General features: G+C 59.4%; 23 protein-coding genes and 1 riboswitch. Of the genes, 12 read left to right on the top strand and 11 right to left on the bottom strand.

The window, feature by feature from the left end; translation table 11 throughout:
* Window positions 1–46 precede the first annotated feature (46 nt).
* From hflK to ACR0NA_RS02505, 4 genes are all read left to right on the top strand, one after another.
* The gene (gene hflK, locus ACR0NA_RS02520; RefSeq protein ID WP_480725795.1) at window positions 47–1,201 is read left to right on the top strand and encodes an FtsH protease activity modulator HflK; all 1,155 of its coding nucleotides are present in this window, start codon (window positions 47–49) and stop codon (window positions 1,199–1,201) included.
* Entirely contained in the window at window positions 1,201–2,079 is an 879-nt protein-coding gene (gene hflC, locus ACR0NA_RS02515; RefSeq protein ID WP_480725794.1) for a protease modulator HflC, read from the top strand. The genes hflK and hflC overlap by 1 nt, the downstream gene beginning before the upstream one ends.
* On the top strand, window positions 2,079–2,273 hold the full coding sequence (locus ACR0NA_RS02510; RefSeq protein WP_480450019.1) for a DUF2065 domain-containing protein: 195 nt from the start codon (window positions 2,079–2,081) through the stop codon (window positions 2,271–2,273). Before hflC ends, ACR0NA_RS02510 begins: the two co-directional genes overlap by 1 nt.
* Before the next feature lie 201 nt (window positions 2,274–2,474).
* Window positions 2,475–3,914, top strand: coding sequence for a DegQ family serine endoprotease (locus tag ACR0NA_RS02505; protein WP_480725995.1), 1,440 nt, complete (start codon window positions 2,475–2,477; stop codon window positions 3,912–3,914).
* Window positions 3,915–4,141: 227 nt separating this feature from the next.
* Here ACR0NA_RS02505 and ACR0NA_RS02500 read toward each other — a convergent pair whose 3' ends face one another.
* The 5 genes from ACR0NA_RS02500 to ACR0NA_RS02480 form a co-directional block, all read right to left on the bottom strand.
* Window positions 4,142–4,810: a Crp/Fnr family transcriptional regulator gene (locus ACR0NA_RS02500; protein ID WP_480725793.1), complete on the bottom strand. Its 669-nt coding sequence runs from the start codon at window positions 4,808–4,810 to the stop codon at window positions 4,142–4,144.
* Window positions 4,811–4,942: 132 nt separating this feature from the next.
* Entirely contained in the window at window positions 4,943–5,548 is a 606-nt protein-coding gene (locus ACR0NA_RS02495) for an inner membrane-spanning protein YciB (RefSeq protein ID WP_480725792.1), read from the bottom strand.
* Window positions 5,549–5,565: 17 nt separating this feature from the next.
* On the bottom strand, window positions 5,566–6,468 hold the full coding sequence (locus tag ACR0NA_RS02490; protein WP_480725791.1) for an EamA family transporter: 903 nt from the start codon (window positions 6,466–6,468) through the stop codon (window positions 5,566–5,568).
* An 88-nt stretch (window positions 6,469–6,556) separates the two neighbouring features.
* Window positions 6,557–7,711, bottom strand: a complete 1,155-nt coding sequence (gene ftsY, locus ACR0NA_RS02485; RefSeq protein ID WP_480725790.1) for a signal recognition particle-docking protein FtsY — start codon at window positions 7,709–7,711, stop codon at window positions 6,557–6,559.
* A 58-nt stretch (window positions 7,712–7,769) separates the two neighbouring features.
* Window positions 7,770–8,408 (bottom strand): lysoplasmalogenase, encoded by a 639-nt coding sequence (locus ACR0NA_RS02480; protein WP_480725789.1) that lies wholly within the window; start codon window positions 8,406–8,408, stop codon window positions 7,770–7,772.
* A 167-nt stretch (window positions 8,409–8,575) separates the two neighbouring features.
* Here ACR0NA_RS02480 and ACR0NA_RS02475 point away from each other — a divergent pair, with 167 nt between their 5' ends.
* Window positions 8,576–8,965, top strand: coding sequence for a hypothetical protein (locus ACR0NA_RS02475; protein WP_480725993.1), 390 nt, complete (start codon window positions 8,576–8,578; stop codon window positions 8,963–8,965).
* 7 nt (window positions 8,966–8,972) lie between these two features.
* On the opposite strand, the gene ACR0NA_RS02470 is transcribed toward ACR0NA_RS02475, so the two are convergent.
* Both ACR0NA_RS02470 and xseA read right to left on the bottom strand, forming a co-directional pair.
* The gene (locus tag ACR0NA_RS02470; protein ID WP_480725788.1) at window positions 8,973–9,614 is read right to left on the bottom strand and encodes a glutathione S-transferase family protein; all 642 of its coding nucleotides are present in this window, start codon (window positions 9,612–9,614) and stop codon (window positions 8,973–8,975) included.
* Window positions 9,615–9,617: 3 nt separating this feature from the next.
* Window positions 9,618–11,108, bottom strand: coding sequence for an exodeoxyribonuclease VII large subunit (gene xseA / locus ACR0NA_RS02465; RefSeq protein WP_480725787.1), 1,491 nt, complete (start codon window positions 11,106–11,108; stop codon window positions 9,618–9,620).
* Window positions 11,109–11,195: 87 nt separating this feature from the next.
* Between xseA and purD the strand changes: the two genes are divergently transcribed.
* Both purD and ACR0NA_RS02455 read left to right on the top strand, forming a co-directional pair.
* A complete protein-coding gene (gene purD / locus ACR0NA_RS02460; RefSeq protein ID WP_480725786.1) occupies window positions 11,196–12,458 on the top strand; it encodes a phosphoribosylamine--glycine ligase in 1,263 nt (420 codons plus the stop codon).
* A gap of 158 nt (window positions 12,459–12,616) precedes the next feature.
* A complete protein-coding gene (locus tag ACR0NA_RS02455; RefSeq protein ID WP_480725785.1) occupies window positions 12,617–13,231 on the top strand; it encodes a LuxR C-terminal-related transcriptional regulator in 615 nt (204 codons plus the stop codon).
* Window positions 13,232–13,243: 12 nt separating this feature from the next.
* Here the strand turns inward: ACR0NA_RS02455 and ACR0NA_RS02450 are convergent, their stop codons facing one another.
* Together ACR0NA_RS02450 and ACR0NA_RS02445 are read right to left on the bottom strand one after the other, a co-directional pair.
* Window positions 13,244–14,110, bottom strand: coding sequence for an FG-GAP repeat domain-containing protein (locus ACR0NA_RS02450; RefSeq protein WP_480725784.1), 867 nt, complete (start codon window positions 14,108–14,110; stop codon window positions 13,244–13,246).
* The gene (locus ACR0NA_RS02445; RefSeq protein ID WP_170651693.1) at window positions 14,110–14,433 is read right to left on the bottom strand and encodes a 2Fe-2S iron-sulfur cluster-binding protein; all 324 of its coding nucleotides are present in this window, start codon (window positions 14,431–14,433) and stop codon (window positions 14,110–14,112) included. The genes ACR0NA_RS02450 and ACR0NA_RS02445 overlap by 1 nt, the downstream gene beginning before the upstream one ends.
* 128 nt (window positions 14,434–14,561) lie before the next feature.
* On the opposite strand from ACR0NA_RS02445, the gene ACR0NA_RS02440 reads away from it, so the two are divergent.
* Window positions 14,562–14,933 (top strand): OB-fold nucleic acid binding domain-containing protein, encoded by a 372-nt coding sequence (locus ACR0NA_RS02440; RefSeq protein WP_480725783.1) that lies wholly within the window; start codon window positions 14,562–14,564, stop codon window positions 14,931–14,933.
* Window positions 14,934–15,048: 115 nt separating this feature from the next.
* Window positions 15,049–15,780: an NAD-dependent epimerase/dehydratase family protein gene (locus tag ACR0NA_RS02435; protein WP_480725782.1), complete on the top strand. Its 732-nt coding sequence runs from the start codon at window positions 15,049–15,051 to the stop codon at window positions 15,778–15,780.
* 119 nt (window positions 15,781–15,899) lie between these two features.
* On the opposite strand, the gene ACR0NA_RS02430 is transcribed toward ACR0NA_RS02435, so the two are convergent.
* Window positions 15,900–16,607 carry a creatininase family protein gene (locus tag ACR0NA_RS02430; RefSeq protein WP_480725781.1) on the bottom strand — a complete coding sequence of 236 codons (708 nt, stop codon included), beginning with the start codon at window positions 16,605–16,607 and terminating at the stop codon, window positions 15,900–15,902.
* 189 nt (window positions 16,608–16,796) lie between these two features.
* Window positions 16,797–17,495, bottom strand: a complete 699-nt coding sequence (locus tag ACR0NA_RS02425) for a glutathione S-transferase N-terminal domain-containing protein (protein WP_480725780.1) — start codon at window positions 17,493–17,495, stop codon at window positions 16,797–16,799.
* A 126-nt stretch (window positions 17,496–17,621) separates the two neighbouring features.
* Window positions 17,622–17,699: riboswitch (SAM riboswitch) on the top strand.
* 64 nt (window positions 17,700–17,763) lie between these two features.
* On the opposite strand from ACR0NA_RS02425, the gene metZ reads away from it, so the two are divergent.
* The 3 genes from metZ (at window position 17,764) to ACR0NA_RS02410 (ending at window position 21,650) form a co-directional block, all read left to right on the top strand.
* Window positions 17,764–18,954: an O-succinylhomoserine sulfhydrylase gene (gene metZ, locus ACR0NA_RS02420; protein WP_480725779.1), complete on the top strand. Its 1,191-nt coding sequence runs from the start codon at window positions 17,764–17,766 to the stop codon at window positions 18,952–18,954.
* A gap of 463 nt (window positions 18,955–19,417) precedes the next feature.
* Window positions 19,418–20,521 carry a GTP cyclohydrolase FolE2 gene (gene folE2, locus ACR0NA_RS02415; RefSeq protein ID WP_480725778.1) on the top strand — a complete coding sequence of 368 codons (1,104 nt, stop codon included), beginning with the start codon at window positions 19,418–19,420 and terminating at the stop codon, window positions 20,519–20,521.
* 301 nt (window positions 20,522–20,822) lie between these two features.
* Window positions 20,823–21,650 (top strand): hypothetical protein, encoded by an 828-nt coding sequence (locus tag ACR0NA_RS02410; RefSeq protein WP_480725777.1) that lies wholly within the window; start codon window positions 20,823–20,825, stop codon window positions 21,648–21,650.
* Window positions 21,651–21,676: the final 26 nt, after the last annotated feature.

Raw genomic sequence — 21,676 nt, 5'->3', positions numbered from 1 at the left:
GATCACGCGGGCCGGAACACCGGTCCAAACAAAGGAAAGACGAAATATGGCGGGCAACAGCGGTGGCCCCTGGGGGGGCGGAGGCTCATCCGGAGGCGGAGGAAATCGGGGTAACAACGGGGACGGGCGACGCCCGCCCGAAGGTGATGGCCCGCAGATTCCCGAGATCGATGAGCTGATGAAAAAAGGTCAGGAGCAGTTGCGCGTGCTAATGGGCGGGCGCGGCGGCGGTGGCCGTGGCGGCGACGGCAAGGGTGCAGGCGGCGGTGGTCCGGTCTTTACCAAAGGGACCGTGGCGCTGGGCGTTCTGGTGGCCGCTGGCCTGTGGGCCGCAGCAAGCTTTTACACCGTCAAGCCGGAAGAGCAGTCGGTTGAACTGTTTCTGGGCGAGTTTTCGTCCATCGGCAATCCGGGTCTGAACTTTGCGCCCTGGCCGGTGGTAACGGCCGAGGTGATCCCGGTTACCCGCGAACAGACCGAAGATATGGGCGGTGCGCGCGGCAGCGATGACGGCCTGATGCTGACCGGCGACGAGAACGTGGTCGATATCGACTATCAGGTCGTGTGGAATATCAACGACCCCGCCAAGTTCCTGTTCAACCTGCGCGATCCGCGCCCGACGATCCGGGCCGTGTCGGAATCGGCGATGCGCGAGATTATTGCACAGTCTGAACTGGCGCCGATCCTGAACCGAGATCGTGGTATTATTGCGGATCGTCTGCAGGAACTGATCCAGTCCACGATGGACAGCTATGATTCCGGGATCAACATCGTCCGCGTCAACTTTGACAAGGCTGACCCGCCGCAGGACGTGATCGCGGCCTTCCGCGACGTTCAGGCTGCTGCGCAGGAACGGGATCGTTTGCAGAACGTGGCCGATGCCTATGCCAACCGCGTGCTGGCCGAAGCCCGTGGTGAAGCCGCGCAGGTTCTGGAAGAAGCCGAAGCCTATCGCGCCCAGCAGATCAACAGTGCACAAGGTGAGGCCAGCCGTTTCAGCGCGGTTCTGGAGGAATATTCCAAGGCGCCGGACGTGACCCGCAAACGCCTGTATCTGGAGCGGATGGAGCAGGTTCTGGGCGATGTTGACAAGATCATTCTGGACGAAAACGCCACCGGAGATGGGCAGGGCGTCGTGCCTTATCTGCCGCTCAATGAATTGCGCCGAAACAGCGAACAAACCGGGCAGGAGAACAACTGATGCGTAAATCGACTTTTGTTCTGCCGGTCATCGTTCTGGCAATCATCGTTGGCTTGTCCTCGATCTTTATCGTAGATGAACGCGAACGGGCGCTGGTGCTGCAGTTCGGGCGCGTGGTCGCGGTCAAGGAAGAACCCGGTCTGGCGTTCAAGATCCCGCTGATTCAGGAAGTAGTGCGTTACGACGACCGCATTTTGTCAATTGACGTGCAACCGCTGGAGGTCACCCCCCTGGATGACCGCCGTCTGGTGGTCGACGCCTTTGCGCGTTACCGGATTTCCGACCTGAACCAGTTCCGTCAGGCCGTTGGCGTCGGCGGTATCCCGGTGGCCGAGGATCGTCTGGACCGCATTCTGCGCGCTGAAACGCGCGAAGTGCTGGGTTCGGTTTCGTCCCGCGACATCCTGAGTTCGGACCGGGCGGCGCTGATGCTGCGCATTCGCAACAGCGCGATTGCAGAAGCACGGGCGTTGGGCGTCAACGTGATCGACGTACGCCTGAAAGCCACTGACCTGCCGCAGGCCAACCTTGAAGCGACGTTTGACCGGATGAAGGCCGAACGTGAACGCGAAGCCACCGACGAACGGGCGCGCGGTAACGAGGCGGCGCAGCGTGTTCGTGCGCAGGCTGACCGGACCGTGGTCGAACTGGTCTCGGACGCCAATCGCGAAGCCGAGATCATCCGCGGTGAGGCCGATGCCGAACGCAACGCCATCTTCGCCGAAGCCTTCGGCAAGGATCCGGAGTTCTTTGAATTCTACCGGTCCCTGTCTGCGTATGAGCGCGCGCTTCGCGGGGGTAACAGCTCGATGGTGCTGAGCCCGGATTCCGAGTTCTTCAACTATCTGAAGTCGCCAACAGGACAGGCGACCCGCTGATGGGAATGATCCTTCTGGCCTTCGGGCTGGTGCTGATTGTCGAGGGGCTGGCCTATGCGCTGGCCCCTTCGCTTATCGAGCGGATGCTGGAGGCGCTTCGTGCCTTGCCAGAAAGTGCCCGGCGGACCGTTGGTCTGTTATGCGTGGTCAGCGGTTTCATCCTGCTGTGGGGGGCCTATCAACTGGGGTTCTGAGAACCGGTTGGTTACGGTGCGCTCAAATGCCGGTGAATTCCCCGCTATCGCGAGTTGCGGGCCGGGCCAAACTGACTACATTGGACCCTAAGAACCGGTTGCCGTACGCGGCAGCCCGATAACAGGTTGGTGACAAGGAGACCCCCAGTGCAAGCAAAGGCACGCAGTATTACCCTTGGGCGGGACGATGCAATCATAAGAATGCGGCTTCTCTGGCTAGCGTTTCTGGGTGTGGTTTTCGTTCTGGTGCAGTCGCTTGCGGCGCAGGCCCGTCCCGAAAGCCTTGCGCCACTGGCGCAAAAGATCAGCCCGGCTGTGGTCAACATCACCACGACAACCCTTATCGAAGGGCAGACTGGGCCGCAGGGCATCGTGCCCGAAGGGTCCCCGTTTGAAGATTTCTTTCGCGAGTTTCAGGATCGCAATGGCGACGACGAAAACCGCCCGCGCCGCAGCAATGCGCTGGGATCGGGGTTCGTGATTTCGGAAGATGGCTATATCGTCACCAACAACCACGTCATCGCCGAGGCGGATGAAATTCTGGTCGAGTTCTTTCCCGGCGATGGACAGCCGAAAAAGGAACTGCCTGCCAAGGTGATCGGTACCGATGAAAAGACCGACATCGCCCTATTGAAGGTCGAGGCACAAGGTCCTTTGAAATATGTGACTTTCGGCGACAGCGACACCGCCCGCGTCGGTGACTGGGTCATCGCAATGGGCAACCCACTAGGACAGGGATTTTCGGTTTCCGCCGGCATCGTGTCCGCACGTAACAGAGAACTGAGCGGGTCGTATGACGACTACATTCAGACGGACGCGGCGATCAACCGAGGGAACTCGGGCGGGCCGCTGTTCGACATGAATGGCGAAGTGATTGGCGTGAACACTGCGATCCTGTCGCCCAATGGCGGATCGATCGGCATTGGTTTTTCGATGGCGTCCAATGTCGTCGTCAAAGTGGTGGATCAGCTGCGCGAATTTGGCGAAACCCGCCGGGGTTGGCTGGGTGTGCGCATTCAGGATGTGACCGAGGATATGGCCGAAGCGATGGGGCTGGATAAACCCGGCGGCGCGCTGATCAGCGACGTTCCTGATGGTCCGGCAAAAGAGGCCGGACTGGCGGCCGGTGACGTGATTCTCAGCTTTGACGGCGTTGAAGTGAAAGACACGCGCGGTTTGGTGCGTCAGGTAGGCGAGACGACAGTCGGCAAATCGGTGCGCGTCGTTGTGCATCGCGATGGCGGGACGCAGACCATTCTGGTGACGCTGGGCCGCCGCGAGGATGCTGAACGCCAAGAGAATGGCGACGACGCCGAAGCGCCCAACGAGACTGGGGATGAGAACAAGACCATTCTGGGTCTCACGATTGCGCCGTTGACCGATGACTCTCGTAGTGAACTGGGGCTGGACGCGGATGCCGAGGGTCTGGTCGTCACCAATGTCGATGAGGCGTCCGAGGCCTATGCCAAGGGTCTGCGGTCCGGTGATGTGATCACCGAGGCGGGTCAGCAAAAGGTGACGTCGATCCCGGACCTGGAGACGCGCATGGAAGAAGCCCGCGAAGCCGGTCGCAAGTCGCTGCTGTTACTGGTGCGTCGCGGTGGGGAACCTCGCTTCGTGGCTCTGAGCCTGGAAGAGTAATTGCCCTCTACACGGGATTGGAAAAGGCCGGAGCTGCAGCTCCGGCCTTTTTCGTGGCCCTTATCAAATTAAAAGAGCCATATGCCGGGGCATATGGCTCTGTTACAGGGAGAGGCCAGTCGGACAGATATCGGGGATGATCATCCAGCCTCAGTCGGTAACCTTAATCAAGTTAGCAGCATCGGCACGAGACGTCTGTGAAGCGGATCACAGGTGTGGGCATAGGCTCAGATCAGGTCTGAATCCGCCAGTTCCCGCAGAGCCTCAAAGTCATGGATGGCAAGCCCCCCGCGCGAGACCTCGACCACGTCGTCGCGTCGCCAACTGGACAGCGTCTTCGAAACCGCTTCGCGCGTTGCACCCACAAACTCGGCCAGTTCGCTTTGGGACAGCATGATCCGGCCAGCCTGATCGTCCTGCAATTGAGCCAGATACAGCAGCTTGCGCGCCAATCTGACGGGCATGGGAAGAAAGACCTGTTCGTTGAGCTGTGCGCCCATCCACCGCATCCTCAGGCCGGCCAGACGGATCAGATCGCCAGCAAGTTCGGGGTGGTCTTGAATTTGAGCCATCACATCGGTTCTGCGCACGCGCAGGACACGCGAAGGTTTCGCCGCCGAGACGGTGGCCGTGCGTGGGCCGTTGTCAAACAGAGCGATTTCGCCAAACACCTCGCCGGGGCGCATGAGGACCAGTGACAGCTTGCGTCCGCTCATGGCGAGAAAAGACACTTCCAGTGTGCCCGTGAGAATAGCGTAAAGCGCATCCCCCTCATCCCCTTGTTCGAACAGAATTTCCCCTCGTTGCAATACGATTTCGGACGCCTGAGCTGAAAGCATAGCTTTCAGTCTTTCCGAGGCTTCCGACAGAAATCCGGTGTCGGGAAAGGTCGTCATGCGGGGGTGGTACTCCTGCAGCGGTGGGTGGTGGTCCCATTTTCCACAGCTTGGCGGCTAAACCAAGGAATTTGTCGGGCATTTTCCTAAACTTGATGTAAACGTTAGGGCAGCTGATCCGGTGAAGCTGGCCTACTGGCGGTCCGGGTCATCCATATAGCTTTGCAGCATGTTGAACTGCAGCATCAGAAATACCATGAGCGCGAGTGGGAAACCAAAGGTCTCGATCTTGACCCACAGATCGGTGGACATCGTGCGCCAGACCACTTCGTTGGCGGCAGCCAGCACCGCAAAGCAGGCGCAAAGGCGGCGGGTCAGGATCATCCAGCCTTCATGACGCATGGGCAGCATCTCTTCGAGAACGTAGGCGAGATAGGACTTTCCCTGAAGCAGACCGATGCCCAGAATTGCCGAGAAGAAGCCGTAGACAAGCGTCGTTTTCATCTTGAAGAACCGCTCGTCGTTGAACCAGGCGGTGAGGCCGCCAAAGAAGATCACCATGAAGGCGGTGAATATCTGCATCTTGCTGAGTTTGCCGGTAAGAAACCACAGGATACCCATTGCCGCCAGCATCAGTGGTACGAACAGGATGGTGGCGACGATAAAGCCGGAATATTCGATGCCGCCGATCAGGAAACTATCGTCACGCAGGCGCAGGTAGATGAAGAAGAAGGCCAGAGGGGGGCCAAGCTCCAGCACCTGTTTGAGGAATGGGTTGATGTCTTTCTTGTCGGTCATTGAGTCCATCCTGCTGCTCATCCCCCCATTTCAACTATTACCGCGCCTAATGCAATCAATGCCATCAGTGCGATTCGCCTTGGGCCGACCGTTTCTTTCAGTACCAGCCAGCCGATCAGGGCGGCAAACACGGTTGAGGTTTCGCGCAGAACCGCTGCTTCGCCTACCTTGTCGAGGCGTGTGGCCAGCATTATGGCGCCGAATGACATGAATGCGACGATGCCACCAGAGATGCCCCGTACCATCAAGGGTCCGGGCGTGGGCGGGTTGATCATGGCGCGCCATCTGAGGAAGGCGTAGAACGGCAGGACGGCGCCATCGATCATGAAGAACCATGCCAGAAAGGTGAAGGGATCCGCCGTGGCGCGAATGCCGTAGGCGTCGTAGGTCGTATAAAGAGCAACGAAGAGGCCGGTTGAAAACGCTAGTGCCAGCGCAATGCCAAGCGTGTCGCGGTTGGTTTCCAGATAACGTAAATTATAGGCGGCAAGCCCGAAAATCCCGGTCAGCAGGACCGCGACACCCAGCCACTGGGTAGCCGAGAACACCTCGCCGAACAGCAGATAGGCCCCGATCACGGTGAAGAGCGGACCAGTGCCGCGCACCACAGGGTAGACAACCGTATATGACCCCTTGGTATAGGCCATCGCCTGCAGGATTTTGTAGAGGATGTGGATGGCCCATGCAGTTGCGAAAATCGGCCACATATGGGGTTCGGGCCAGGGCACGACAAACAGGGCAAACGGCGCGGCCATAAGGCTGTACGAGGCATCGATCGCACCGCGCGACAGCCATGGGTCGTGTCGGCCCTTTTGCAGGGCGCCGAATACGGCGTGCAGAAAGGCGGCCATCAGCGCAAGGCCGAGCGCCAGCCTGTGCCCGGCCTCGGTACCTTCGAGGGAGATCAACCAGTCGCTCACGATGCGGCCTTTCGCGGGGTGGATATAGTGGGGGGCTGTCTGCCCCTCACACCCCCCGAGAGTATTTGAGGCCAGATGAACGGTCGGGTCAGGTTGGGTCCAGGCCGGTCAGGGCGGCGGCGAATTCTTCGGGGTCGAATGGGGCGAGGTCGTCGATCTGTTCGCCGACGCCAATCGCATGGATTGGCAGGCCGAACTTGTCTGCCAGAGCAACCAGAACGCCGCCCTTGGCGGTGCCGTCCAGTTTGGTCATTACCAGGCCCGAGACGTCAGCAAGGTTGCGGAAGGTTTCGACCTGGCTGAGGGCGTTTTGCCCGGTGGTTGCGTCGAGGACCAAGAGGGTATTGTGGGGAGCAGTTTCGTCCTTTTTGCGGATGACGCGGACAATCTTGGCCAGTTCCTCCATCAGGTCGGCACGGTTTTGCAAGCGGCCGGCCGTGTCGATCATCAGCAGATCGGCGCCTTCTTCCTGTGCCTTGGTCAGTGCATCAAATGCCAGAGAGGCTGGGTCGGATCCTTCGGGTGCGGTCAGGACGGGGACGCCTGCGCGTTCGCCCCAGACCTGAAGCTGTTCCACGGCGGCGGCGCGAAAGGTGTCGCCAGCGGCAATGACGACCTTTTTGCCTGCGGATTTGAACTGGCTGGCCAGCTTGCCGATGGTGGTGGTTTTGCCCGAGCCGTTAACGCCGACGACAAGGACCACCTGAGGGCGTTTGGGATAGATGGGCATGGGGCGGGCCACAGGCTCCATCACGCGGGCCACCTCCTGTGCGAGAAGCTGTTTGATTTCACGGGTCGAGAGTTTTCTGCCAAGGCGGCCCTCGGCCATGTTGGCGGTGACACGCAGGGCAGTATCGACGCCCATGTCCGAAGCGATCAGCAACTCTTCGAGTTGTTCAAGCATGTCGTCGTCCAGCGTGCGGCGGATAACCGTGCTGCTGTCACCGCGGCTGAACAGACGGCCCAGTAACCCCTTGGATTGCGGGCTGTCCGGGATTTCCGTAGGTGCAGGCGATGGCGTGGGATCGACCGGCTCTGGCGACGGAGTTTCGACCGGCTGCGGGGCGGGCGCGGGTTCGGGAACTTCGGGGACAGGCTGCGGCTCGGGCTCCGGTTCGGGGATCACCGGGTCCGGGGTGGGGGCTGTTTCTTCGCCGCCGTCTTCGACGATGGCTTCGAGCCCCTGTTCGAGGCGCGAAGAGGATTTGAAAAGCCGGTCCTTGAGCTTTGAGAAAAACGCCATGTCTGGTCTCCGCAGGTGTTATCCCCACCTAATGCGGAATTGCGGCAGTTGCAAAGGGTCAGGAAAAGGCGAACAGAAATCCGGCCTGTGCGCCCCAGTAGAGCGGCCAGACGAGGTATGGGGTGATCCTGAGTGCGGGGTGGCCATCGGGCAACATGAATTTCTCGGTCGCAAGGATCAGGTCCGAGGCGATGAAGGCCAGCGCCGCAGGCAGGGCCCAGCGCAGGTTTCCCGTTTCGGGCAGGGCAAGGACAGCGATTCCCATGCCGAGAATGATCGGGATGTAGGCCAGCACCGGAACTTTGAGTTCGCCTGCGCGAGGGGCAAGCAGCGTGGCCATGACGATGCCCAGAACGATGAGGGTCCAAAACACACCCGGCTGGTCGAAGATCAGTGTGGCGCCGCTGGTCGGGTGGCTGAGGAACAAAAGAATATAGGCGATGTGCCCGGCGGCGAATGCGCCGATGCCCGCCATGAAGGTGGCCTCGGTTTCGCGTGACAACAGAGCGTCCCCTGTGGCGCAGAGTGTCAGGCCGAGGCACAACAGCCATGGGCCACCGGCAATCAGCGCCGAAAGCGCGAGAAGCGCGACCGAGGCGGTTTTCAGGATGCTGCGCAGTGTGCTTGCGCTGTGAGCTACCATTGAGAGATAGGCAAGGGCGCTGGCTGCCGCGATCCAGAACAGTAGAATTTCCATGTATTTTCCCAAGCTGCCAACGGTAAAGGCGTTACGCCATTGGCAGCTTGGGATGGATGGTTTCAGTGACTCAATACTGACGTCGAGTTAATCCGGCGGGATCGGGCTGAGTAGCACGCTGCTGAATGGCAACGTCGGCCCTGATCTGCCACAATCAGTGCATGTTGATGCGTTTATCGATTCTGTTGTCTCTGACTGCGCAGACCGTAGCGGCGGCTGGTCCGATGTCGGGAGAAGAATTTGACGCCTACACACGCGGTAAGACGCTGTATTACGGATATGACGGCGTAGCATATGGGGTCGAACGCTATTTGCCGGACCGGCGGGTGATCTGGTCTTTTCTGGATGGCGATTGCAAGGAAGGCATCTGGTATGAGCGCGAGGGGCAGATCTGTTTCATCTACGAAGACCGGCTGGACCCACAGTGCTGGGTTTTTATCCGATCCGCGTCCGGAATAATTGCGCAGTTCGAGGGGGACCCCGAGGCGACCGAGTTGTATGAGGCTGCGGATACAGGTGAAGAAATGGTTTGCCACGGCCCTGATGTTGGCGTCTGATGCCGGTTCAGCCGGGTTTCAGTTCCTCGTAGCTGATCATGACATGTTCCCGATATGCGGGTCGTTCCTTGAGCATCCGGTAATAGCGTTCCAGATGCGAAAATGAGCTGCGCTGAATCTCAATATCGTAATACCTGAACAGGATGTGCCCAAGCTGGATATCGGCCAGGGTGAACTCGGGCCCCGCGATGTGGGTGTTTCGGGAGAGTTGCGCATCGGCGATTGCAAGCTTTGCCTCCAGCAATGCGACTGCCTGTTTGATTGCGTCTTCGTCCCGTTCGCTTTCCGGGACCCGGGTGACCTGCCAGAATACGGGAACGGTGAATTGCATGGCGACGTTCAGTTTGGCCCATTCGGCCCATTTGTCGATTTCGGCGCGCTGCACCGGATCACTTGGCCAGAAGCTGTCAGGGCCGTATCGCGCGGCCAGATAGCGCAGGATCGCACCGGTTTCCCAGATCGGCGGGTTAACCCCGTCTTGTAGCACCGGGATCGTTCCGTTTGGGTTCAGGTGCAGAAACTCTGGGGTATCCAGCCCGCCAAACCGGTGGCCCAGATCATACTGTTGGTATGGCAGCCCCAATTCGCCAACAGACCACATCAGGGCCTGAACATTGGATGATGTTTTCCGGCCCCAGATTTTCAGCATGGTTCAGAACAATGTCCCCTGATCGGGCGGGGTCTGAGCGGGCTTTTTTGCGGCCGGTTTTGCGGCCTCTGCTTTGCCGGTGGTCAGGCGGCCATCGGCGAATTCGATTTCCAACACTGCGTGTTTGGAGGCCTCGGCCTTGGTGGTCATCACCTGTTTATCCGCGCGCACCACGGCATAGCCACGGTCCAGCGTTGCCTTGTAGCTGAGCGTTTCGCGCAGACGGTCCGTCGCGTCCAGTTGTTGACGCAAGCGGTCGATGCGCGTGGATTGGGCGGTGTTCAGACGGTCGGTCAACCTGTTCAGCGTTTCGCGCTGGCTCTGCAACTCTCGCTCAATCGGGCGCAGAGACAGGCGCGAGGACAAGTTGCGGCAGCGGTCACGACGCGATTCGACCAGCGCGCGCAGGGTCGAAGGGCGCAGGTGTGCCGACACATCCAGCAGTTTCACGCGCCGGTTCTGTACCCCCCGGATCAGTGCGTTGGGCAGACGTTCCGACACCTGATCCAGCCGCTGCCGGGGCGTATCCAGCAGTGTTTCGGGGCGTGGCAGGGCACGGGACAGGTCGCGCAGGCGCTGGGCACGGCGCTGAACGGCATCCGTTGCAGCGCGGGACAGACGCGCGCCCTGTTCGTTGGTCCAGGCGAGCAGTTCCATCCGTACCGGCACGGCCAGTTCGGCTGCGGCGGTTGGGGTTGGCGCGCGGCGATCGGATACAAAATCGATCAGTGTCGTGTCGGTCTCATGCCCAACGGCCGAGATCAGGGGGATTTGAGACGCCGCTGCCGCGCGGGCTACGATTTCTTCGTTGAAACCCCAAAGGTCCTCGATTGACCCGCCGCCGCGCGCGACAATAAGCAGATCAGGACGGGGCAGGGCGCCGCCGGGTGTCAATTGATTGAACCCTTCGATGGCACGGGCCACTTCGGGTGCGCAGTTCGCGCCCTGAACGGCCACCGGCCAGATCAAAACCTTGCGGGGAAAGCGGTCACGCAGGCGATGCAGGATATCACGGATCACCGCGCCCGAGGGCGAAGTGATCACGCCGATGATCTGCGGCAGATAGGGCAGCGCCTGCTTGCGTTCGGGGGCAAACAGCCCCTCGGCTTCAAGCTGTTTCTTGCGCTTTTCCAGCAGGGCCATCAGTGCGCCCTGACCGGCGACTGCGACCTCGTCGACATTCAGGTTGTATTTCGATTGCGCCCCAAAGGCGGTGAGCCTGCCGGTGACGACGACCTCAAGCCCTTCTTCGGGAACAACAGACAGCCCGGCGATCTGACCCTTCCACGTGGTGCAGGCCAGTACGTTCCGGTCGTCCTTGATGTCATAGTACAGATGCCCTGAACGCGCCTTGAACACGCGCCCGACCTCGCCGCGCACACGGATTCGTCCGAAGGACCCTTCGAGAGTGCGCTTCACCTCGCCCGAGATTTCGGAAACGGTATATTCCGGGGTGTTCTGGCCGGGAATGGGGTCGTCAAGCAGGTCGGACATTTCAGCACCCCGAGTCAGTCTTGTTTCGTCAGCCCACCCAGCTTAGAACGCCGCGAAGGCGAGGCCAAGCAGATCGGAGACCACCACATGAATATCCTCATTCTCGGCAGCGGCGGGCGCGAACACAGCCTGGCCTGGGCGGTGATGCAAAACCCCAAATGCGACCGTTTGATTGTGGCACCGGGCAATGCAGGGATCGCACAGATCGCGGACTGCGCCGCGCTGGATATCGAAAATGGCGGCGCGGTCGTCAGCTTTGCCGAGGAAAATGCGATTGATTTCGTGATTGTCGGTCCCGAAGCGCCGCTGGCCGCTGGTGTGGCCGATCGTCTGCGTGAGGCGGGCGTTCTGGTATTTGGGCCCTCGGCCGAGGCTGCGCGGCTGGAAGCTTCAAAGAGCTTTACCAAAGAGATCTGTGACGCCTCGGGCGCGCCCACGGCGGCTTATGCCCGGTTTACCGAGGCTGACCCGGCCAAGGACTATATCCGAGAGCAGGGCGCGCCGATCGTGGTAAAGGCGGATGGTCTGGCTGCGGGCAAAGGCGTAATCGTGGCCATGGACGAGCAGACTGCACTGGATGCCATCGACGACATGTTCGGCGGTGCGTTTGGCGGGGCAGGGGCCGAAGTGGTGATCGAGGAGTTCATGGAGGGTGAAGAGGCATCGCTGTTTGTCCTGTGTGATGGTGAGCATGTTCTTTCCGTCGGCACGGCGCAGGACCACAAACGGGTGGGCGAAGGCGATACCGGCCTGAATACCGGCGGCATGGGTGCGTACTCTCCGGCTCCGGTTCTGAGTGCCAAGATAGAAGCCCGTGCGATGGATGAGATCGTGCGCCCGACGATGGCCGAGATGAAGCGGCGAGGAACGCCGTTTCAGGGCGTGCTGTACGCGGGACTGATGATCAAGGACGGCCAGCCCAAACTGGTCGAATACAATGTACGTTTCGGTGATCCTGAATGTCAGGTTCTGATGATGCGGCTGGGTGCGCAGGCGTTTGACCTGATGCATGCGGCGGCCGAAGGGCGACTGGACAATGCACGCGTAAACTGGGGCGACGATCACGCGATCACCGTAGTCATGGCGGCCAAGGGGTATCCGGGGTCCTATGAGAAAGGGACGCAGATCAAAGGATTGGGCGATCTGCCCGAAGACAGCCGGAACATGGTGTTCCATGCGGGTACGAAATCCGATGACGGGGCCGTGCTGGCCACGGGTGGGCGTGTGCTCAATGTGACGGCACGGGGCGATACATTGCAGGATGCCCGCGATCGGGCTTATGCCATGGTCGATGGCATCGACTGGCCCGAAGGATTCTTTCGCCGCGATATCGGCTGGCGGGCGCTCTGACCCGAGTGTTCCCGTGCACCGACGCCGCATCAGAGATGCGACATCAGGGGCTTGGGTCGGGCAGGCCGCTGATGCGGCCTGCGGCAGCGCGGTGGGAAACCTGAACGGTTTTCTTTCGCCTTTTCGTCGGGTTATGATCCTGCCGGAGGAGACGGGATTTGCACGGACCTATCGACAAGTCGGAATTGGACGCCGCATATGCCGCGCGTGAATTGCGCGCTTTGGCTTTTGATTGGGTGCCTGTCGGCATTGTCGTGACCGAAGCACGTGTGATCCGCGAGGTGAACCACCGCTTTTGCGAGATGTTCGGATATACCCGCAAAGAGCTTCTGGATCGTTTGTTCGTCTTTCTCTACCCGACCGAGGAAGAGTTTTCGAACATTCTGCACCGCGGTGACAAGGAACTGGGCGAGGGCAACCTGTATTGGGACGAACGGGTGATGCGCCGCAAGAACGGTGATCTGTTCTGGTGCCGGGTCAGGGGACAGACGTTCACGCCCGAGGACCCGCTGGCAAGGGCGGTCTGGAGCTTTGCCGATCTGTCGGAAATCCGCCGGTATCAGCCGCTGACCCGGCGCGAGCGCGAAGTGTATTCATTGCTTGGAGAAGGGCTGACCAGCAAGGAAATCGCCCGCGAGCTTGATCTGAGCTATCGCACGGTCGAAGTGCACCGGGCGCGATTGCTCAAGAAATTCGGCGTGAACAATACCGCCGCCCTGTTCCAGTCGCTTGGCGATATCGAAGGCAACCATGTAGTACGCCCTCAGCCCTGACGGGATGTGGGCCTAGTTGCAGGCCATGGCCCTTTCCAAAGCTGGCTGTGAGAATTTACCGATTGGGACGCGTGTCCAGCCATCGTCGTGCCGGACCAGCACAAGTTCCGTCCAGTCCGAATTGGCCAGTACAAGTTCTGGCCCGTTGCCGCAGTCCCGCAAGCCGCCCGATATGAAATTCTGGCCGATCTTGTGATTGGTAAGCCCCGGGATTGTTGCGATTTCTGTCAGCGCTTCATTCTCATAACGCCAGATACGCAAAACTTTGGCCAGGTGCGGGCGATCAACATAGGCGATTTCAACGTTCCCGTCGCCGTCAAAATCCGCCGCACCTGCGGGCGCAAGCCAGCGATTTTTTCTTCCGATGTAATGGGTAGCGGCGACAAGTTGAAGTTTGTAGCCGTCCCGGTCGGCATATATCGCCAGCTGTGCACCCTTTTCGGCGTGGCTGCGCACGGTAATGATTTCCGCGCTTTGATCCCGGTCCAAATCCACCAGTCTGGGGGCAATGTCTTCGAATACATGAAGATCGTCCAGCAGTACGGATTTTGTCCCACAGAAGTCCGCAGATGGGTGGCTGGAGTGCACAGAGAGCTGGGTGTATTCGATGGCGTCCCCGAGAACGCCATGCGCATAGCGGCTGGTTTCGCCGCTGTACCACGCCGAAGAGACAGTTTGCCCCGGGCAGGCTGAGGACAGGCCGCTTTTGCAACCCGGTGTGACGACATATGAGCCGTTGGAAATTCCCCAATGACTGGGCGATTTTCGGCAGGCCTCGGCTGCGCTAGAAAAACCCAACCACAGGCCCAGCGCCAACGCCGCGCCGCGGGCATATGCGTTCCATCGGCGCACGGGCAGGCGTGGAGCCTGCCCTGACATCAGATCTGCTTTTCGGGCATCTGCACAACCAGACCGTCCAGCGCGTCCGAGACCTTGATCTGGCAGGTCAGGCGCGAGCGTGACGAATCGGGTTCATAGGCAAAGTCCAGCATGTCCTCTTCCATGTCGTCCTTTGCGGGCAGTTTTTCCACCCAGTCAGGATGGATGTAGACATGGCAGGTCGAGCAGGCGCAGGCGCCGCCGCAATCGGCCTCGATACCGGGGATGTTGTTGTCACGGGCGCCTTCCATGACAGTCAGTCCATTAGCTACTTCGACGGTATGCTCGGTGCCACCGTACTCGACATAGGTGATCTTTGCCATTTGCTCGAGTCTTCCTTTTGCGATGTTCGGAACCTTCCTTAGTCAAGGGATTTACGTGTTTCCAGTCTCATTTGCGACCCTTAATGGCAGGTATGGACATTAGTGGCTTTTGTTCTATTTTTGTTCTCATGAGCGCCGTCTTTGCCAGAATGCCGGTCCCTGTCCGGGACTGGCCACGCCCGCCCGCTTGTCTGCCTGCCAACCGGCTGGAGGAACCGCCCGAAGGTGCGCGGGTGACGGTCGCTGGGCTGGTGATCCTGCGACAGAGGCCGGGGACGGCCAAAGGGGTGATTTTTGTCACGCTTGAGGATGAGACCGGCATCGTGAACGTGGTGGTCTGGCGCAAGATCTACGAACGCTTCCGCCGCGCCGTGATTTCGGGGCGCCTGCTGCGCGTCACCGGCCGGATGCAGCGCGCGCATTCGGTGACCCATGTGATCGCGGAAGAGGTCGAGGATATCTCGGAGATGCTGGATCTGCTGGTGCGGGGAGAGGGGTAGGTCTGCAATGCGGACTTTCCCCCCAAAGGACAAAGTCAACTGAAGGTCCGCTTTCCTTTGGCTCGTGATCTCTTTAGAACTTGCCGCCTAGGCGAAGCGTTTGCTGGGAAAGAAAATGCGGAAGATTTTGGTAACAGGCTCCTCCGGTCGGATTGGGCAGGCATTTTTTGCTGCGTATCAGGAGCGGTATGAGTTTGTAATGACCGATTTGAAGGAACCCACCCGCTCAATTCCGGGCCCACATCGGTTTACGCAATCTGATCTTTCTGACGCCTATGCAGCGGACGCTTTGTGCCAAGGAATGGACGCTGTTGTGCATCTCGCTGGTGTTCCAGACCCGGATGCTGAGTTTGATGATGTGCTTCCAGCCAACATTTTGGCGACAACCTATTTGATTGAAGCCGCTCGTAAAGCACTTGTCAGCCGCTTCGTCTTCGCCAGCAGTGCGCAAACTATAGAAGGCTACCCTGTAGACCGGCAAATCGTACCGGGGATGGCGGTCGCTCCGGCCAATCTCTACGGTGTCTCCAAGTGTTATGGGGAAGCACTGTGTTCACTTTATGCAACGCGACACGGCATGTCCTGCGTCTCATTACGAATTGGAGCGTTCGAACCTGCTGACGGTCCGCCGCTTGAAACCAAACGCGATCTGAGCGCGTGGCTTAGTCATCGAGATGCAACTCACCTGATTGATTGCGCGATCCAAGCTGAGATCAATGGGAGTTTCATTGCACACGGCATTTCCAACAATCGATTTAAGCGACTTGATTTGACTGAAACCTGCAAAGTTCTGGGATATGCGCCGCAGGACGATGCGTTTTCAACCTTCCCGATACCCTCCACCTAAAGCCGACTCCCGTCGGCGGCGCGGAAACAGTCGAAAAGGGCTCAAAGCGGTCATCGACCAAAAAATCTCACCGCTTGAACAAACCCCCTGCGCCTGCCTTTGGAAACCTCCTTACTGCCTTATTGTTGGGCATCTCGAAGGCGCTGTACCTGCGCCACCGCCGCTTCGATCTTTAGCTGAATCAAGGCCTCACCGATTTCTGATGATGCAAGATCGGGACGGCCATCAAACCCCGAGGGCCAGCCTGCGGGTACCGCAAGAGGTATGCGGTTCGCCTCATTTGGTTTGACGAACAAAAGCTCGGAAGTATCGCGTAGTCCGGCATGTGATCCGATCTGCTCTTTATCGAACCCCAAGCTTTCAAGATGCGCAATTTGACCGTTATTGCCGTGATAGTCGGAAATGTGGCGCACTACGACACCAGCAGGTGCGAATTCAGCGCTCATTGTGGCGGCTACCTTGGACTGTGCAGCCTGATTTCCCCCGCTATCTCCGATCAGAAGAATCTCATCAAACCCGTGCACAGCAAAACTTCGAACCGTAGCTTCAAGCAGTTGTTCAAAGATTGCTTCTGGTAGGGAAATGGTTCCCGGCCACTGCATGTGACCAGTAAGCGGCCTGTCAAAATCGCCTTCGGGCACATACGCCACGACTGGCGCAACCAGTGTGCCTCCTAACCTCTCGGCAATCTGTCTGCTCGTGTGTGCCACAACAAAGTTGTGTTTCCCAAGAACGGCATGAGGCCCGTTCTGTTCTGTGCCCCCCGTCGGAATGATGATCGTCCTGTAACCAGCTTCAAGCGAGGCATGAACTTCTGGCCAGGTCATCTCTTCCAGAAACAGCTGATTGGGCCGGAATGTTGAGGAGGCAGCCTGAAAATAGCCTGCTGTAGCGAAGGCAAATCCTGCCAGGCAAAAGACCCAAAAATTCCTGCCGTACAAAAAACGGCGCACGCGAAATCCTTTCTGATCTCTCCCAGCAGCCTGGGATTTGTAGATCACTAACCTGTAGGTCAGTCACCGCTTGAACAAAACCCCCTGCGCCTGCCTGTCGCGGTGGTCCCCGCGCAGTTCCGCATGCAATGCGCGTCCGGCTTGTACGCCCGGGCGGGCGCTCATCATGTCCAGCCAGCGGGCAAAATGGGGTTTGTCGTGCAGTACCTGCTGCTGACCCTCCCACAGGCTGGCCCAGCCCCAGACCGACATATCGGCGATCGAATAGAAGTCTCCGGCGATAAACTCGTTCTCGGCCAGACGCCGGTCCAGCACGCCATAAAGGCGGCCGACCTCGGTGCGGTAGCGGTCTTTGGCGTAGGGCAGGTCCTGCGGCGGGTCCAGCTGGGGGGCGTATTTCAGGAAGTGATGTGCCTGACCGGCCATCGGGCCGACGCCGCCCATCTGCCACATCAGCCATTCTTCGACCGCGATCCGGTCGCGCTCGGTTTTGCCATAGAACCGCCCGGTCTTGCGGGCCAGATACATCAGGATCGCGCCGCTTTCGAATACGGAAACGGGTTTGCCGCCCGGCCCGTCGGGATCGACGATGGCGGGCATCCGGTTGTTGGGGGAGATTTTCAGGAATTCGGGGTCGAACTGGTCGCCCTTGCCGATATTGATCAGGTGGGTGTTGTAGGGCAACTCCATCTCTTCCAGCGCGATAGAGACTTTCCAGCCGTTCGGCGTGGGCCAGAAGTAGAATTCGATCGGGTCCGCCATGTGTCCTCCGCAGGTATCCGGAACCGGATGATGACGGTTTCGGTGAGAAGGGCAAGTGAGGTTACAGAACCGTGACCGCACGCAGTGCAGGGTTGACGCAGTCCCGCCCGAGGCGTATGCGCAACACAGGAACCACGTGGCGATTTGTTACCGGATTGCGGGCCACGCTAAACAACACCGCTAAAAGGTCAGGATGAAAGACCCCTTTCGCTTGGCCGCGTCTGGGGTTTTTTGTTTGCCTCCCGCGCTGGAGGCGGAAAGGAATGAGATGAGCAAGAGCTGGAACAAGCGCACACAAGCCGTGCATGGCGGTATCCGCCGCAGCCAATATAACGAAGTGAGCGAGGCGATCTTCCTCACCCAGGGTTTCGTCTATGAAAATGCCGAACAGGCAGAGGCGCGGTTCATCGAAACCGGCCCGGACGAGTTCATCTATGCCCGCTATGGCAACCCGACAGTTTCGATGTTCGAGCAGCGGATTGCCGCGCTGGAAGGGGGCGAGGACGCGTTTGCCACCGCTTCGGGTATGGCTGCCGTTAACGGCGCGCTGGTTTCGATGCTGAAGGCCGGAGATCACATCGTGTCGGCCAAGGCGTTGTTTGGCTCTTGCCTGTATATCGTCGAGAACATTCTGACCCGCTATGGCGTGGACGTGACCTTTGTCGACGGCACTGATCTGGACCAGTGGAAGGCGGCCATCCGCCCGGACACCAAGGCCGTGTTCTTTGAATCCATGTCAAACCCCACGCTTGAGGTGATCGACATCGAGGCGGTGTCGAAGTTGGCCCATGCGGTGGGCGCCATTGTCGTCGTGGACAACGTGTTTTCGACGCCAGTGTTCTCGCGCGCGATTGAACAGGGGGCGGATGTTGTCGTGTACTCGGCCACCAAGCACATCGACGGTCAGGGACGAGCGCTGGGCGGTGTGATCATCGGCACCAAAGAGTTCATCCGTGGCACGGTTGAGCCGTACCTGAAGCATACTGGCGGTGCGCTGAGCCCCTTCAACGCGTGGATCATGCTGAAAGGGCTTGAAACCATTGCGCTGCGCGTGAATGCGCAGGCCGAGACCGCGCAGAAAGTGGCCGAGGCGCTGGAAGGGCACCCGGCGCTGGAGCGGACGCTGTACCCCGGCCTCAGCACCCACGCCCAGAACGAACTGGTGCAAGCGCAACTGGGCGGCAAAGGCGGGACCGTGCTGTCGCTGGATATCAAGGGCGGAAAGGCAGCCGCATTTGCGTTCCTGAACGCCATGACGATTCCGGTGATTTCGAACAATCTGGGGGATGCGAAATCCATCGCCACCCATCCGGCGACGACGACCCACCAGCGTCTGAGCGAAGAGCAGCGGGACGAGTTGGGGATCACCCCCGGTCTGATCCGCATGTCCATCGGGTTGGAAGACGCCGATGACCTGCTTGCCGATATCGGACAGGCACTGGACGCTTCTCAGAAATAAACTCAGTTCCCCCGGCGCGCATGGCGTTCCGGGGGACTACCACTCAGGCGCGGCCGTAAAAACCCATCATCTTGATCACCGGCTTCACGGCAAGATGAGGGCGCATGAGGCCGTCCAGATTGAACATTCCATCCTGCGTCAGATCCAAGCGGCAGCGATCAACCAGTGCGTTTCAGGCGTCGCTGTTCGGGGTGGTCGATGGGAAATCGGTTAAGATCAAGAATGTCGCGCACAAGCTCCTAGCAAGTCATCTGTGCTTTCGACGGCAGCGCGCCGGGCTGATTACGCGTCAAAACTCTCTACACGCCAATCCGGGACAGTATTGCGGCGTATTCAAACCTGAAAGGACGGTTTTGGCACATGCAAGGTATGATCCGGGCTGATATTTCGCGCGTATCGGGCTAGACTGGTAAAAGCCGCGAAGTCGTTTATACAGCGGCGATCAAATGAGGAACGCCGATCAATGAACCTCCATACGCGCGACATTGACGAAAATCCGAACCGCGATGACGCGGCTGAAGCGCTGAAAGTGCTGCGGAAATGGGCGCAATCCGCGTCCGAGGCCGAGATCAGCCAGCTTGATCCGGCGGTTGCGCGTCTGATTCCGGGTCTGGTGCCGGTCAACTATCCATCGTTGTCGCGCGAATATCCCGAAAATTTTGTTGTGGATGATGCCTACAAGGCGTCATTGCCCGACCTGCAAAATGGCCCCTCCAGCCTGATCCGGGGCGCAAGGCAGCAGATTCAGCATGTGGGCATTTCGAACTTTCGCCTGCCGATCCGGTTTCACCGCAAACACGGTGACGACCTGACGCTTGAGACGTCCGTAACCGGAACCGTCAGTCTGGAGGCCGAGAAAAAGGGCATCAACATGTCCCGGATCATGCGGTCGTTCTACAAGCATGCCGAACGCACCTTCAGTTTCGAGGTCATGGCCTCGGCGCTGGACGACTACATGACCGATCTGGACAGCTTTGATGCGCGCATTCAGATGCGTTTTTCCTATCCGGACCGGATCGAAAGCCTGCGGTCCGGCCTGTCGGGCTATCAGTACTATGATATCGCTCTGGAACTGGTTGAGCAGAGTGGGGTACGCCAGAAGATCATGCATCTGGACTATGTCTATTCGTCGACCTGCCCATGCTCGCTGGAACTCAGCGAACATGCCCGTTCAAGTCGCGGACAGCTGGCGACGCCGCATTCGCAACGGTCGGTCGCCCGCATCTCAGTTGTTGTCGATGAAAAGGCGGATTGTCTGTGGTTCGAGGATGTGATCGCGCTTTGCCGCCGTGCCGTGCCGACTGAGACGCAGGTTATGGTCAAGCGCGAGGATGAACAGGCATTTGCTGAACTGAATGCGGCCAATCCGATCTTTGTCGAAGATGCCGCGCGTCTGTTCTGCGCCGAATTGCTGGCCGATCATCATGTCGGAGATTTCCGGGTAATCGCCAGCCATCAGGAAAGCCTGCACAGCCATGACGCTGTCTCGATCCTGACGCAGGGTCCCACTTTTGCGGCATCAAGCCTTGATCCGCGGCTGTTCGGTACCCTGTTTCACGTCGGCTGAGCGAAAGTAACGGCCCGAGCAAAGGGCAATTTCTGATCAATTTCAGGGCAGTGGTCGCCGTCCAGCGGATTTTTGCCGCAGTGCGGCGAATTATGCTGCGCTTGCGCAGGGAAACGCGTTATTCTGCGGCTGAATGCAGCTGCAGCACGCCAGCGCAAGTCGCGGTGATGCTGGTCCGACATTGGGGGCCGAGACGTGCGACGCCTGGGACTGCAATACCTGATGATCCGCCCGATTTCACTGGGTGGGGCTAGGACATTTCTTATTTTTGCGCTGCATCCCTTCAGAGGAGAGAGAAGCAATGAATCTTATTTCCCAGCCGCTTGAATTTCAGGCTGCCGCCATCCGGATGGCGGGATATGCAGTGGTAAGCCAGATGCAGGTCATGCAAATCCTGACACGCTCGGCTTTGGAACTTCCGATGGCGCAGGTGCAGGCGCTTCACACAGCGGCAGCGGCTCCTTCGGCAAAGGCGGACACACCAGCAAAGAAGGCGCCGACAGCACAGGCTGTCAGCAAATCCAGACCTGCCGCCCCAAAGGTCGTCAAAGCCAAACCCACGCCTGTCAGGAAAGCGACAACACCAGCTGAACCCAAGCCGGTGGAGAAAGCCGTTACAAAGCAACGTGCGACGCGAAAGGCGCCTGCGCGACGGATTAGCGCCACTGCGCAAAATAAGACGCGGGTGACGACACCACCGGCAAAGACCGAAGCCGTAGCAAAACCGGCAAGTGTTGAGGCGGCAAAGCCAGTTGTAGAATTCAAGGCGTCCGCACCGGCTTCCGGTCAGGCCGCACCCGTCGCGAAGCCAACAGCCAAGGTGGCACCCGCAGCTAAGCCTGCACCTACTGCCAAGGCCACACCTGCAACCAAAGCGGCACCCGTAGCCGAGCCTGCACCTGCTGCCAAGGAGGCCCCTGCGGCCAAAGCGGCACCGGTAACTAAGCCTGCATCTGTAGCCAAGGCGGCACCTGTGGCGAAGCCTAAGCCTGCAGCTAAGACGGCATCTGCGGCCAAACAAGCCGCCGCATCCTCCGTCGCGGAACCCAAAAAGGCACCTGTTCGTCGCACCCGGGCTCCATCCAAACCCCCGGCAATTCCGGGCGGGGCCACCAAAAGCGACAGCTGAAGAACGCCCATCGGCTTGACACGGTC

The organism is Ruegeria sp. C11 (assembly GCF_056537725.1).
This window is presented reverse-complemented; position numbering and strand designations above follow the sequence as displayed.

Excerpts from the sequence above, each read along its gene's own strand:
- hflK (WP_480725795.1), top strand. The coding sequence starts at position 47 with ATGGCGGGCAACAGCGGTGGCCCCTGGGGGGGCGGAGGCTCATCCGGA.
- hflC (WP_480725794.1), top strand. The coding sequence starts at position 1,201 with ATGCGTAAATCGACTTTTGTTCTGCCGGTCATCGTTCTGGCAATCATC.
- ACR0NA_RS02510 (WP_480450019.1), top strand. The coding sequence starts at position 2,079 with ATGGGAATGATCCTTCTGGCCTTCGGGCTGGTGCTGATTGTCGAGGGG.
- ACR0NA_RS02505 (WP_480725995.1), top strand. The coding sequence starts at position 2,475 with ATGCGGCTTCTCTGGCTAGCGTTTCTGGGTGTGGTTTTCGTTCTGGTG.
- ACR0NA_RS02500 (WP_480725793.1), bottom strand. The coding sequence starts at position 4,810 with ATGACGACCTTTCCCGACACCGGATTTCTGTCGGAAGCCTCGGAAAGA.
- ACR0NA_RS02495 (WP_480725792.1), bottom strand. The coding sequence starts at position 5,548 with ATGACCGACAAGAAAGACATCAACCCATTCCTCAAACAGGTGCTGGAG.
- ftsY (WP_480725790.1), bottom strand. The coding sequence starts at position 7,711 with ATGGCGTTTTTCTCAAAGCTCAAGGACCGGCTTTTCAAATCCTCTTCG.
- ACR0NA_RS02480 (WP_480725789.1), bottom strand. The coding sequence starts at position 8,408 with ATGGAAATTCTACTGTTCTGGATCGCGGCAGCCAGCGCCCTTGCCTAT.
- ACR0NA_RS02475 (WP_480725993.1), top strand. The coding sequence starts at position 8,576 with ATGCGTTTATCGATTCTGTTGTCTCTGACTGCGCAGACCGTAGCGGCG.
- ACR0NA_RS02470 (WP_480725788.1), bottom strand. The coding sequence starts at position 9,614 with ATGCTGAAAATCTGGGGCCGGAAAACATCATCCAATGTTCAGGCCCTG.
- xseA (WP_480725787.1), bottom strand. The coding sequence starts at position 11,108 with ATGTCCGACCTGCTTGACGACCCCATTCCCGGCCAGAACACCCCGGAA.
- purD (WP_480725786.1), top strand. The coding sequence starts at position 11,196 with ATGAATATCCTCATTCTCGGCAGCGGCGGGCGCGAACACAGCCTGGCC.
- ACR0NA_RS02450 (WP_480725784.1), bottom strand. The coding sequence starts at position 14,110 with ATGTCAGGGCAGGCTCCACGCCTGCCCGTGCGCCGATGGAACGCATAT.
- ACR0NA_RS02445 (WP_170651693.1), bottom strand. The coding sequence starts at position 14,433 with ATGGCAAAGATCACCTATGTCGAGTACGGTGGCACCGAGCATACCGTC.
- ACR0NA_RS02440 (WP_480725783.1), top strand. The coding sequence starts at position 14,562 with ATGAGCGCCGTCTTTGCCAGAATGCCGGTCCCTGTCCGGGACTGGCCA.
- ACR0NA_RS02435 (WP_480725782.1), top strand. The coding sequence starts at position 15,049 with ATGCGGAAGATTTTGGTAACAGGCTCCTCCGGTCGGATTGGGCAGGCA.
- ACR0NA_RS02430 (WP_480725781.1), bottom strand. The coding sequence starts at position 16,607 with ATGACCTGGCCAGAAGTTCATGCCTCGCTTGAAGCTGGTTACAGGACG.
- ACR0NA_RS02425 (WP_480725780.1), bottom strand. The coding sequence starts at position 17,495 with ATGGCGGACCCGATCGAATTCTACTTCTGGCCCACGCCGAACGGCTGG.
- metZ (WP_480725779.1), top strand. The coding sequence starts at position 17,764 with ATGAGCAAGAGCTGGAACAAGCGCACACAAGCCGTGCATGGCGGTATC.
- folE2 (WP_480725778.1), top strand. The coding sequence starts at position 19,418 with ATGAACCTCCATACGCGCGACATTGACGAAAATCCGAACCGCGATGAC.
- ACR0NA_RS02410 (WP_480725777.1), top strand. The coding sequence starts at position 20,823 with ATGAATCTTATTTCCCAGCCGCTTGAATTTCAGGCTGCCGCCATCCGG.